We start from the raw sequence: 12330 nt of genomic DNA, 5'->3' as shown, positions 1-12330 counted from the left end.
ATGACTAAGAACACGTTCGGATTTGATAACAAAGTATCGCGGCGTTCAATGCTGAAACTGACGGGGGCGGCGCTGCTTGCTCCCATGATCTGGGTCAAGAATTCCGAAGCGGCCCAGCAGCAAGTGATTATCCGCTCTCCGGGTGGCGCCTACGATGAAATTCGCAAGAAATTGATTTTTGAACCCTTCAGGGAAAAAACCGGGATCCGGGTTGTGCCGGTAGCCATGACCAGCGCCAAAATGGAAGCCATGATCCGGTCGGGCAATGTGGAAGTCGATATTATCGATAACGACGATAGCGTGATCTTGCAGTGGGAGAATGAACTGGCGCCGCTTGCCTACGACAAGTTCAAGTTTACCGATCCGGCCGATATTCTCCCCCAGTACAAACATGGCAGTTACGTGGGAAACTTTGTCTATGCCTCGGTCATGGGGTACAACACCGGCAAATACAATAAAAATACTGTGCCGTCGAATTGGGCGGATTTCTGGGACTATAAAAAAATTCCCGGGACACGCGCCCTGGCGGATATGGATACCGGCGGCCCCGATATCGAATTCGCGCTGATCGCCGACGGTGTCCCGATCGACAAGCTGTATCCGCTGGATTTACCCCGTGCATTCAAGTCCTTGTCCAGGATCAAGCCGGGCATCTCCAAGTTCTGGACTTCGGGCGCCTTGTCGGTGCAAATGCTGTCCACGGGCGATGCCGATGTCAGTTCCGTCTGGAGCACCCGCATTCTCAAAGGCATTGAGAATGGAGCGCCGCTGGCTATCAACTGGAATCAGCATGCGGTTCATTTGCAGGCCTATGCGGTCTTCAAGAAGGCAAAAAACCCTGAGAATGCCCAAAAACTGGTCGATTTCTGCTTGAGCAAAGATGTGCAAAGCAAATTCAGTTCGCTGTGGAACAGCGGTCCTGTTACCAAAACAGCGTATGAAGCCTTGACCCCGGAACTGCGTGAGAAAATTCCCGGCGGGGAGCGTACCCAGCAGCATGGCTTCTTGCTGGATGCGGGGTGGTGGGCAAAGAATCGAACGGAAGTAGGCAAGGAGTGGGCAAAATGGGCACTGAATTCGTAAGCCAGAAGGGAAGCCTTGGCTTTCGCAATATTACAAAGAAGTATGGCGACTTGACGGTCGTCGACAAGATCAATCTGGACATCAAGCCAGGGGAATTTTTTTCCTTGCTCGGCCCTAGCGGGTCGGGCAAGACCACGACCCTGATGATGCTGGCCGGGTTTGCCGCGCCCGATTCCGGCCAGATTTTTCTTGACGATACGGATATCAGCCGGCTAAGCCCGCAGCAGCGGAATTTGGGCATGGTGTTTCAGAACTATGCCCTGTTCCCTCACATGAGCGTGCTGGATAACGTCATGTTTCCTCTCAAGGTCCGCAAGTATTCGAGCAAGGATTGCCTGGAGCGCGCGCAATGGGCGATAGATCTTGTGCGCCTGTCCAACTACTCGAAGCGTCTGCCGAAAGAGCTTTCCGGTGGACAGCAACAGCGCGTCGCGCTGGCGCGCGCCGTGGTGTTCCATCCGGAGGTCGTTTTGATGGACGAACCCCTGGGGGCTCTGGACAAGAATTTGCGCTATCAAATGCAAATGGAGATCAAGGAGTTGCAGCGCAAGCTCAATATGACTGTGGTATTCGTCACGCACGACCAGGAAGAGGCGATGAATATGTCGGACCGCATCGCTATCATGAACAATGGCAGAATCGAACAGCTGGGCGGCCCGAAAGAGGTGTATGAGTCCCCCTGCAATGTGTTTGCCGCGGGATTTCTAGGCGAGGCGAACATACTGCCCTGCGGCGACCTGGACCCCCGGTATAGCCAGCATATGAATATGCGCCGGGGCGATTGCCTGTTCATCCGTCCCGAGCGGGTCGTGCTGTCGAACCCCGCCGCCGACGGCGACATGGGCGGGAAGCTGTTGACGGGACAAATACTGAGCATTTCCTTTCTGGGAAACATTATCCGCTATCAGGTCAAGATCAACGAGACGGTAAAGGTGTATGCCGACTCGACCAATCTGTCCGATATAAAAGAGTTCTCCGTCGGTGATCGCGTCGTTGTGGGGTGGAGCCGCCCGGAAGATATCAGGATTATTCATCATGACTGACAGGGTCTTGCCTAGGCGAAACGAATCGGTGTTTCTCAGGAATGAAAATCTGATCTATCCAGTTCTGGCGTTTCTGCTGATTTTTTTCGTCTGTCCGATTGTCTGGTTTTTCATCAAGTCCGCCCTGGATTATGACGGCAGCTTTGCTCTCAAGCTTTACCAGACATTCACGTCTCCGTTGTTCATCGCGGTGACCTGGAAGACCGTCTGGATATCGCTGCTGGTAACCATATTGGCTTTGCTGGCCGCGTATCCGATTGCGTATTCGTTGACCAGGGCCGGCCCATTGTCGTTTACGCTCATCATTATTTGCGTAATTGTGCCGTATTTCACGTCCATTATCGTCAGAACCTATTCGTGGATGATTATCCTCGGTACGCACGGGGTGATAAACCGGCTGCTGATTTCCGTAGGGATAATCGACAAACCCATAACCCTCATATACAACATGGTGGGGGTTGTAATCGGCATGACGTACGTGCTGCTTCCCTATTTCGTATTGACCTTGTATTCCGCCATGAAAAGCATAGATCCCTGGCTGATACAGGCCGGCCGCAGCATGGGCGCCTCGAATTCTTACGTTTTCCGCAAAGTCTTCCTGCCCTTGAGCGTGCCCGGGATTATCTCCGGATTCCTGATTGTCTATATCCTGGCCATCGGTTTCTTCATTACTCCGGCCCTGATGGGAGGGCCCAACAATGTAATGATGGCCATGCTGATCCAGCGGAATATCGAAATAACCATGGACTGGGCCCTGGCGTCGGCATTGTCTTTGTTTCTATTGTTTATTACCTTAATTATTTACGCTTTTTATTGTAAATATACCGATCTCGACAAAATGCTGGGTCAATGATTATGGGCAGCGCAAAATGAACAAGCGGATCAAGTTTGTAAATATCCTGTCTGCAATCCTGTGTTTGATACTGATTGCTCCGATTTTGATCGTGGTGATTGTTTCATTCGGGAAAAGCAGCTACATGATTTTCCCGCCGTCGAGCTTTTCGACGAAATGGTATCTGGATTTCTTCAGCAGCCCGGACTGGATGGGTTCTTTGGTCACCAGCTTGATAATAGGCCTGGTTTCCAGCCTGATCGCCACCACCTTGGGCTTTCTCGGGGCCTATTCGCTGGTAAGAGGCACATATCGAAATAAAAAACTGCTTATTTCCTTTTGTTTGCTGCCATTGATTATCCCAAGCATTATCACGGCCGTGGCACTTTATTTTGCCTCGGTTCCGCTGGACCTGGTGGGGTCCAAGCTCTGGATCGCCATTTGCCATGCGGCCTTGTCCATTCCAGTGGTTTTGCTGATTTTGATCAGTTCCCTGCAAGGCGTGGACCAATCCATAGAGCGCGCCGCATATGGCCTGGGCGCCAGCAAGTTCTATACATTCACACGGATCGTCATCCCGCTGGCGGCGCCCGGGATTCTATCGGCGGCATTTTTCAGCTTCCTGACATCTTTTGACGAGCTGATCATTTCCTTATTCCTGTCGGGAGTATCGAGTCAAACGCTGCCGGTCAGGATCTGGAACAGCCTGTTGATGGATATGGAACCCGTCATTGCCGCCATTAGTTCATTCCTGATTCTTTTGACCATTGTCTTGCTGCTTCTGGAGCTGGCGGCGAGAAAACTTCGGACGTAAGCCGTATTTTCAACGCCTGAAAGGCCTGCCGGGAACGCAAAAGGGCATAACCCTATCCAATGTGTGTGCTCTCCGTGGAAGCATGTAGCGTTTCGGCGCGACAGTTTCCGCGGTCTTCCATTGGAATAAGGAACTGATATGAACTCTCCGGTCGATATTGCGATCGTTATGCCTGATATTCAAAGCTCGTTTGATGGGCGGCATATGGCCATACAGCGCGTAGGTATCCGCGGGGCCCGTTACCCTGCGCTGGTGGCAACGGCCGACGGCTCGGCCCAGCCTACGGTGGCCAGCTGGACCATGACGGTGGCGCTGCCGGCGGATCAGAAGGGCACGCACATGTCCCGGTTCATGGACCTGTTGGAACGGCATCGTTCCGAAGCCATGACGCCGGCCAGTTTTCGCGGCATGGCGCAGGAAATGCTCGTGCTGCTGAACGCCGAGGGCGGGGAAATCACGGCGGAGTTCCCCTATTTTGTCCATAAATCGGCCCCGGTTTCCGGGGTCGGCAGCCTGCTTGACTATCATGTGCAGTGGACGGCGCGCGTCGCCGGCGATCATGTCGACTTCGAAATGACGCTGCAGATCCCCGTTACCAGCCTGTGCCCCTGCTCGAAAGCGATTTCCAAATACGGTGCCCATAACCAGCGTTCCCATGTCACCGTTTTTACGGTCTTGAAGCACGATCTGGATATGGATGAGGTCATTCGCCTGGTCGAGGCGGAGGGATCCTGCGAATTATGGGGGCTGCTCAAGCGTCCCGATGAAAAATACGTGACCGAATACGCCTATAACAACCCCAAGTTTGTGGAAGACCTGGTGCGCGACGTGGCCGCCCGCCTGGAGGATCACCCGGGAATAGCACGCTACCGCGTCGAAGCTGAAAACTTCGAATCCATACACAATCATTCGGCCTACGCGGTAATAGAAGGCTGAACGCCGGCCGTGTCTTCCTATTGCTGCAGCTTCGCGATGATCTCGTATTCTTCGCGAAGCTTGACGGGGATGCTCAGAAATACCGGCAGCAGGCGAGCATAGGTACCGGCATTTTCGTGCGAGGGCGAGTGATGGAAGCTGGTGCCTGTCATCTTCGTCACGGCATCCAGCGAATCGATGTGCCCCAGTGCGTAAAGCCCGAGCACGGCGGCCCCAAGGCACGAGCTTTCGTAGCTTTCGGGGACATGAACGTCGCGATTGAAAACATCGGCCATCATTTGCCGCCATAGCTCGGAGCGTGCGAATCCGCCGCTTGCGTGCACTTTCCTGCTGGCGCCGCTCAGCTCCTCGAGTATCTGCAGAACGCTGTAAAGATTGTAGATAACGCCTTCCATGACGGCTCGGACCATGTGTTCCTTGCTATGGTGCAGAGCCAGCCCGAAGAAAGAACCGCGCGCATTGGCGTTCCACAGCGGGGCCCGTTCCCCGGTCATATAGGGGTGGAAAATAAGGCCTTCGCTGCCAGCCTTGATGCGTGCGGCGCTCTGGGTCAGGGCATCGTAGGGATCGATGCCGGCTTGCCGGGCCGCGGCCGATTCCGCCTGGGCGAATTCGTCGCGCAGCCAGCGCAGAACGATTCCGCCGTTATTGACCGCGCCGCCGATGATCCAGTGTTTTTCAGTGAGCGCATAGCAGAAGGTGCGCCCCTGGGGGTCGGTTTGCGGCTGGTCGACGACGGTGCGAACGGCGCCGCTGGTGCCTATGGTGGCGGCGACCACTCCCGGGGCAATGGCCCCCACTCCCAGATTCGACAGGGCGCCGTCGCTGGCGCCGATCACAAACGGTGTGTCGGGCGGCAGGCTGGTCGCATGGGCCATGGCGGGGTCGAGTCCGCGAAGTATGTGGGTGGTGGGTACCGGAGTCGACAGGCGGTCTGCCTTGATGCCGGCTACCTTCAATGCTTCCGAGTCCCAGGCGAGTTGGCGCAGGTTGAAAAGGCCTGTGGCCGAAGCCACCGAGTAATCGACGAGATACGTGCCGAAGAAACGGTGAAAGACATATTCCTTGATTGAAATGAAGCGGGCGGCTTTGGCGAAAAGCTGCGGCTCGGTTTCACGCAGCCAGAATAGCTTCGCCAGGGGCGCCATGGGATGTATCGGTGTGCCGGTGCGCAGATAGATGGCGTGGCCATCCAGTTCGCGCTTGATCCGTTCCGCCCAGGGGGCGCTGCGATTGTCGGCCCAGGTTATGCACTGGGTCAGCGGCTGCCCGTCGCCGTCCACGGCGATGAGGCTATGCATGGCGCAGCTGAACGAGACGCAGGCAAGATGCCGTGCGTCGATACGGCTCGATTCGATGGCCGTTTTCATGGCGGCAATAACCGCGTGGAAAATCTGTTCGGGGTCTTGTTCCGCAGCCTGCGGTTGCGGGGCCAGCAAGGGGTATTCAACACTGTGCCGGGCGACGATCCGCCCATTGCCGTCGAATAGCACGGCCTTGGTGGCGGTCGTGCCGATGTCTACTCCCAAAGCGTAGCAAGCGGCGTGGTTCATGATTGTTTCCTGCGATGACCAGGTATTCTATAGTATTGAATCGAACCATCCGTGCGAGTTGCGTTTTGTTTTTTTCCCGGGCAGAATCTCTACATCCACGTTACTGACGCTTAAAGATGGTGCACCATCATGGAGCGTGGGTCGCCAGCAGTCGCCGCGCGTCTGGGCAATTCCCGAAATATGTTTTTGGAGGATTGCCCCATGCCTGAATTTTCACATCTGCTCGCCTTCGGCCTTATCTCGTTGGGAATGGTTTTAACGCCAGGCCCCAATATGGTTTATCTGCTTTCCCGCTCCATCTGCCAGGGCCGCGCCGCCGGCCTGATTTCGCTCGCCGGGGTTGCGCTGGGTTTTATCTTTTACATGCTTTGCGCTGTCCTGGGCATTACTGCACTGCTGCTTACTGTGCCGTATGCCTACGACATGTTGCGTTTTGGCGGCGCGGCTTATCTTTTGTACATTGCGTGGCAGGCCGTGAAACCGGGCGGCAGCTCGCCATTTCAGGTCAGGGAATTGGCCCGGGACAGCACGCGCAAATTGTTCATGATGGGTTTCATCACTAATTTGCTGAATCCGAAAATCGCCATTCTGTATATGTCTTTGCTGCCGCAGTTTATCGACGCCGGCCATGGCAGCGTGCTGAGTCAGTCCGTGGTGCTGGGTGCAACTCAAATTGCGATCAGCCTTAGCGTGAATGCGTTGATCGTCGTCATGGCCGGTTCGATCGCGGGTTTTCTGCTTCGTCGCCCGACGTGGCTGGTGATACAGCGCTACCTGATGGGGACGGTATTGGCGGGGCTGGCGGTTCGGATTGCTCTTGAGTCGCGGCGCTAGTGTATGTTTGGTTTTCTCTGTTAAGACGCCGCAGGGTGGGCGGTGCTGTGTAGTCCGGCACGTCCAGCGGTCGTGGTGCTACGCACCCCGACTGCCCGGGTCTGCCTCGTCGAGGCGGGCGTCGGGCCAACTCTCTACGCCGCTGGCGCGGCTCCGTTCAAACAGGGCCCGCCGAAAGCCCCCGCCTTCCCTTCGTCAGCACCCGGCGCTGGACTACCGCCGGACTACACAGCACCGCCCACCCTGCGGCTTGCGTTGAGGCAATGCATCGAGGTATACGCTGGGCTGGCAAGTTCATTCCAGGCATGCCATCACGTGAGCCGTCTATCGGGGCTTGGGGTCAGGACCGGCGTAAGGCGTGCGCCGGATGCTACCGTAGGGAAGGCGGGGGCTTTCGGCGGGCCATGTTTGAGCGTAGCCGCGCCAGCGGCGTAGCGAGTTTGGCCCGACGCCCGCCTGGACGAGGTAGATCCGGATGAAGCACGCCGTGCCGGTCCTGACCCCAAGCCCCGATAGACGGCGTCTTCAAATACCAAAACGTAAATACCAAAGCGACCAAAACATCAAACTCCATAAACAACGCAAACCAAAAATGCCCCAGGCGGCATTTTTCGAGGGTCGCCCGCGTTCATGCGTCTATCCATCATGGCGGAGCAATCCGGGGCAATAGATCGCGCAGCTTGTCGAGCGCCGCATTGATCTTCTCCAGTCCCATGCCCCCATAACCGAACAACAGCCCTTGTTGTGGAGGCTGGCGTATATAAAATGCCGCGATTCCATACAGCCCTATGGATTCTCCCCGGGCTGCCTCGACAAGAGCCTTTTCCGTCAGCGGCTGCTTGAGCCGGGCAACCATATGGATGCCCGCGGACGGCGCGATAGGCTCGAACCAGGGGGCGAGCTCGCCGCCCAGGCGGGCAAGCAGGGTTTGCCGCCGGGCCGAGTAATACTTATGCATGCGGCGCAGATGCTTGGCGAAATCCCCATCCAGCATGAAGTGTGCGAGCGCGGTCTGGGTCAGGGTCGAGCCATGCCAGTCGCAGAGCTGCTTGGCCCGGTTCAGCGCCGCCAGCAGCGAAGCCGGCGGCACCACGTAACCCACCCGCAGTTCCGGGAAAATGGTTTTCGAAAAAGAGCCCACATAGGCCACCAGGCCTGTGCGATCCAGGCTTTTCAGGGGATCCATGGGCCGGCCTTCAAAACGGTACTCGCCATCGTAATCGTCTTCGATAATGACCGCGCCTCGCTGTTGGGCCCATTCCAACAGCTGGCTGCGCCGCTCCAGGCTCATGGAAGTCCCCAGTGGAAACTGGTGCGATGGCGTGACGTAGATTAATCGGGCTTGCCGAGGCAGTTTGCCAACGATAATGCCTTGCTCGTCCACAGGAACCGGCACCACCTTTGCGCCCAGTGCGGTAAAGCAAGCGCGCGCCGGCGGATACCCCGGGTCTTCGACCGCAACGAGATCGCCAGGCTGGAGGACGGCGCGCGCCAGCAAGTCCAAGGCCTGCTGCGCGCCCTGGGTCACCAGGATTTCCTGCCAGGCGCAGGTGATCGCACGGTTAAAGGCCAGGTAGCGCGAAATGGCCAGGCGCAATTCCTGTTCGCCGGCGGTGTCTCGATACGCTCCGCGTCCGTGCGCCTGGGCGCGCACAGCGCGGCTTATGCAGCGCCGCCAGGCATCAAACGGAAACAGGGTCTTGTCGGTGACGCCGCCCAGGAAATCGAGCGGTAGTGTGTCGGCGGGCCTGGGCAGCGACAAGGCGGCGGGAATCTGGCTCCAGATGGGTGCGGGCCTGGCTTGCGCCGCCCGCTGCGGCAATGGCGGGGAAGCCAGCCTGGCGACATCGGTGGAAACAAAAGTGCCGTCTCCCGGGCGGGACTGCAGGTATCCTTCGGAGCCCAGCCTCTCGTATGCCTCGAGGGTGGTCTTGCGCGATACCCCCAATCGGGCGGCCAGATCGCGGGTCGAGGGCAGGCGGTCGCCCGCAGCCAGGCGCCCGTCCATGATCCCCGCCCGCAACTGGCTGTAGATTTGCCGGGCGAGCCCCTGTTGGCCCTGGATGCGGATATGTATGTCCATGACTGGTTACCTGAAAATACCAAATAATGGCTATTTTATCGAACCAATGGCAGACCTACACTGACTTCATCGCCCTATTTTCGGGCTATCAATGAACCAGGAGTCGAAAATGGAAACACGTCTTGATTATCGCAAAGCCAATCCGGGCGCATATAAGGCCATGGTGGGGCTTGAACAGCAGATTGCCAAAAGCAGCCTGGAAAAACCACTGACGGAACTGGTGCGTTTGCGTGCGTCGCAAATCAATGGCTGCGCGTTCTGCGTCGATATGCACGCCACCGATGCGCGCAAGGGCGGCGAAACAGAACGGCGTCTTGCCGCGGTGGCCGTGTGGCACGAAGCCCCATTTTTTACCGATCGCGAACGTGCCGCGCTCGAATGGACCGAATCTTTGACGCTGCTTCCCCAAAACCATGCTCCCGATGCCGTCTGGGCCGCTGTGGAAGCGCATTTTACGCCGGCGGAAATCGTCGACCTGACTTTGTTGATTGTGTCCATCAACGGCTGGAACCGGTTCGGTGTCGGATTCCGGCTCATGCCGGAATAAGCGCGAAAAAACGCTTAACCTTTTGCGTAAATTCACTTACCATGAGCTGAATTGATAAAAAATGCAGCCTTTAGGTTTGGCAGAAATGTAATTCTATAAAAAAGCGGTCCCTGATCAAAAGGGGTGGCATGGATTACGAGGGGCAGTTTCGCGGAACTTACCTGGCCGATCGGCGGTGCGCATGAGCGCCACCGATCGGATAGTGCCGTTCCTGGCCGACGACGGGATGCCCTGCAACCTGGTTCACGTGCTTGGCAAGCGCACGCCTGACAAAGGGCCGGTAATGCTGGTGCACGGCGCCGGGGTGAGGGCCAATATTTTCCGGCCGCCCGTTCAAGTCAGTTTTGTCGATTACCTGTTGCAGCACGGGTACGATGTGTGGCTCGAGAACTGGCGCGCCAGCATCGACTTGCCCAAGAACCCATGGACGCTCGACCAGGCTGCGCTCTATGATCATCCGGCTGCCGTACGCAAAGTCCTTGAAGAGTCCGGCGCGGCAACCATGAAGGCCGTCATTCATTGCCAGGGCTCGACCAGCTTCATCATGTCGGCGATTGCGGGACTGGTACCCCAGGTGACGACCATCGTATCCAATGCGGTGTCCCTGCATCCCAGGGTTTCCTGGATTTCCCATCAAAAAGGGCGTTACGCGGTGCCGCTGGTCGGCAAGGTAACGGATTACCTGAATCCCCAGTGGGGCGACGAGCCCGAGGGGCTGGTTCCCCTGGTGCTGCAGGGCCTGGTCAAACTGACTCACCACGAATGCCGCAACAATGTTTGCCGATTTTCCAGCTTCACATATGGCACGGGCTTTCCCGTGTTGTGGCGGCATGAAAACCTGGATGACGCCATTCACGACTGGATCCGCGGCGAGTTCGCCAATGTGCCCATGTCGTTTTTCCGGCAGATGACACGCTGCCTGAGTGCGGGCCACCTGCTGGCTCAGGACGATCTCCCCGGATTGCCGGCCGATTTCGCCGCCGCTGCGCCCAAAACAACGGCACGCGTGGCTTTTGTTGCGGGACAACTCAATCGCTGCTTTGAATGGCAAAGCCAGCAGGCCAGCTTCGACTGGTTCGATCATCATCGTCCCGATTATCACTCCTTGCGCGTGTTGGGGGGTTACGGCCACCTCGATGTGTTTATTGGCAAGAATGCAGCAAGCGATACCTTTCCTGTCCTGCTCGATGAGCTGGACAGGCCGGTTTCCTGACCTGGAGTTACGCATATGGCCATTCCCGCACGGCAAAAACGACTCGCTGGCCGATATGCGCAGATAGACGGCATCCCTTTTCACATGCCCGTGAATTCGGAGCAGACCCCGGCCCTGATGGCTGCTTTTTCCATCGACCTGGATGCGGCGCGCGCCCTGATTCCCGGCAACGAGGTGCATCCGTTTCAGTTGTGGCGCCGCGGCTTGCTGTTGGTGACGGTAGTCGATTACAGGATTACCGACATAGGCCGGTATATTGAATATTCGGTTGCCATTGCCTGTACGCATGGAGCGCGCCCCGCGCCGCGCCTGCTGCCGGGCTTGCTCGTCAAGGCCTTCGGCACCGGCCAGTATGTGTGGGACCTGCCGGTTTCCACCGAAATCTCGGTCAAGGGCGGCAGGGGTATCTGGGGCATGCCCAAGCATCAGGCCAATCTGGATTTTGTCGTCGGCCGGGACTGGATCAGCAGCCAGTACGATCTGGATGGCCACATGATGATGCGGGTGGACGTGAAGAAGCCTTCTTCCGCCTGGCTGCCCGTCAGCATGGGGGCAGCCAACTACTGCACGTTTCGCGGCATGCTGATGAAGTCCTACATCTATTTCAGCGGCAAGCTGGGTTTTTCCCTGTTCAAGAAAGGTTCGGCCAGATTGCTGATTGGCGATCATCCACGCATGGCGCCTCTCAAGACCCTCGATATCGATGCCGACCCCATTTTCGCGGGCTATTTCCCGTCCACGGCCGGTGTGCTCGACGATTACTTCGAATGCTGGTTTCAGACCAAGGCCGATCCGATCGTGGATCCGGGAGCAGGTCTCGAAACCACTTATCCGCTGGGGCTGTCGCAGGAATGGCTGCCTCCGCCGAATCGCGCCGCAAACTGGGAGGAAGCCCCATGAAAGGGAAACTGCTTGTTGCCATCTACGCACTGCTCTTCTTGTGCGCGTCGATGTATCTGGGCACCGGCGGTTCCTTGGTGCTGTTTTCCTTTCCGCTGGCCGCGCAACTGACACCCGATAACTACTATCTCCAGTTTGTGCCGCAGGTGCAGGCGGCAACCGCCTTTTTCACAACCATGACCAAGATCATGCTGGCCTGCGGCGCGATCATGCTTGTGTTCGAGTGGCGTCACGCCACACGCTGGGTGCCGATTGTCGTACTGGCCTGCCTGACCGTTTCCACCGTGCTGACGCTTTATTGGATTTTCCCTTTGAACCAGGAAATGGCCAGTCATATTCAGGATGCCGGCCGGCTGCAGCATGTGCTGGCGGAATGGATGCGGCTGAATCGGATTCGCGTCGGCCTGTGGTGCGTTCAATGGGCCGCGCTGATGTGGTATTTCGCTCGGGGAGCCTACTGGCTGCGCTATCCCGCTTTGGGACGTTAATGCC

12 protein-coding genes and 1 riboswitch are annotated in these 12330 nt (G+C 57.3%); of the genes, 10 read left to right on the top strand and 2 right to left on the bottom strand.

All coding sequences use genetic code 11. The features are described from left to right. The 5 genes from ACYVIS_RS03650 (at position 1) to folE2 (ending at position 4708) form a co-directional block, all read left to right on the top strand. Positions 1-1083, top strand: a complete 1083-nt coding sequence (locus ACYVIS_RS03650; protein ID WP_460873301.1) for an ABC transporter substrate-binding protein — start codon at positions 1-3, stop codon at positions 1081-1083. Further along, positions 1065-2126 (top strand): ABC transporter ATP-binding protein, encoded by a 1062-nt coding sequence (locus tag ACYVIS_RS03645; protein WP_460873300.1) that lies wholly within the window; start codon positions 1065-1067, stop codon positions 2124-2126. The genes ACYVIS_RS03650 and ACYVIS_RS03645 overlap by 19 nt, the downstream gene beginning before the upstream one ends. Then, the gene (locus ACYVIS_RS03640; RefSeq protein ID WP_232741353.1) at positions 2119-2979 is read left to right on the top strand and encodes an ABC transporter permease; all 861 of its coding nucleotides are present in this window, start codon (positions 2119-2121) and stop codon (positions 2977-2979) included. Before ACYVIS_RS03645 ends, ACYVIS_RS03640 begins: the two co-directional genes overlap by 8 nt. Positions 2980-2995: 16 nt before the next feature. After that, the gene (locus ACYVIS_RS03635) at positions 2996-3772 is read left to right on the top strand and encodes an ABC transporter permease (protein ID WP_460873299.1); all 777 of its coding nucleotides are present in this window, start codon (positions 2996-2998) and stop codon (positions 3770-3772) included. Between the two features lie 138 nt (positions 3773-3910). Further along, positions 3911-4708 (top strand): GTP cyclohydrolase FolE2, encoded by a 798-nt coding sequence (folE2, locus tag ACYVIS_RS03630; RefSeq protein WP_460873298.1) that lies wholly within the window; start codon positions 3911-3913, stop codon positions 4706-4708. Between the two features lie 17 nt (positions 4709-4725). On the opposite strand, the gene gntK is transcribed toward folE2, so the two are convergent. Continuing rightward, positions 4726-6261, bottom strand: coding sequence for a gluconokinase (gene gntK, locus ACYVIS_RS03625; protein ID WP_460873297.1), 1536 nt, complete (start codon positions 6259-6261; stop codon positions 4726-4728). Positions 6262-6350: 89 nt separating this feature from the next. After that, positions 6351-6436, top strand: a riboswitch (ZMP/ZTP riboswitch). 26 nt (positions 6437-6462) lie between these two features. On the opposite strand from gntK, the gene ACYVIS_RS03620 reads away from it, so the two are divergent. Continuing rightward, positions 6463-7095, top strand: a complete 633-nt coding sequence (locus ACYVIS_RS03620; RefSeq protein ID WP_232741349.1) for a LysE family translocator — start codon at positions 6463-6465, stop codon at positions 7093-7095. 643 nt (positions 7096-7738) lie between these two features. On the opposite strand, the gene pdxR is transcribed toward ACYVIS_RS03620, so the two are convergent. Beyond that, entirely contained in the window at positions 7739-9178 is a 1440-nt protein-coding gene (gene pdxR / locus ACYVIS_RS03615) for a MocR-like pyridoxine biosynthesis transcription factor PdxR (RefSeq protein ID WP_460873296.1), read from the bottom strand. Positions 9179-9287: 109 nt separating this feature from the next. Between pdxR and ACYVIS_RS03610 the strand changes: the two genes are divergently transcribed. The 4 genes from ACYVIS_RS03610 (at position 9288) to ACYVIS_RS03595 (ending at position 12326) form a co-directional block, all read left to right on the top strand. Beyond that, on the top strand, positions 9288-9725 hold the full coding sequence (locus ACYVIS_RS03610) for a carboxymuconolactone decarboxylase family protein (RefSeq protein WP_232741347.1): 438 nt from the start codon (positions 9288-9290) through the stop codon (positions 9723-9725). 181 nt (positions 9726-9906) lie between these two features. Continuing rightward, a complete protein-coding gene (locus tag ACYVIS_RS03605) occupies positions 9907-10938 on the top strand; it encodes an esterase (RefSeq protein WP_460873295.1) in 1032 nt (343 codons plus the stop codon). A 15-nt stretch (positions 10939-10953) separates the two neighbouring features. After that, the gene (locus ACYVIS_RS03600; RefSeq protein ID WP_232741345.1) at positions 10954-11838 is read left to right on the top strand and encodes an acetoacetate decarboxylase family protein; all 885 of its coding nucleotides are present in this window, start codon (positions 10954-10956) and stop codon (positions 11836-11838) included. Beyond that, positions 11835-12326, top strand: a complete 492-nt coding sequence (locus ACYVIS_RS03595; protein WP_232741344.1) for a DUF1772 domain-containing protein — start codon at positions 11835-11837, stop codon at positions 12324-12326. The genes ACYVIS_RS03600 and ACYVIS_RS03595 overlap by 4 nt, the downstream gene beginning before the upstream one ends. Positions 12327-12330 lie beyond the last annotated feature (4 nt).

The organism is Paralcaligenes ginsengisoli, assembly GCF_054781135.1.
This window is presented reverse-complemented; position numbering and strand designations above follow the sequence as displayed.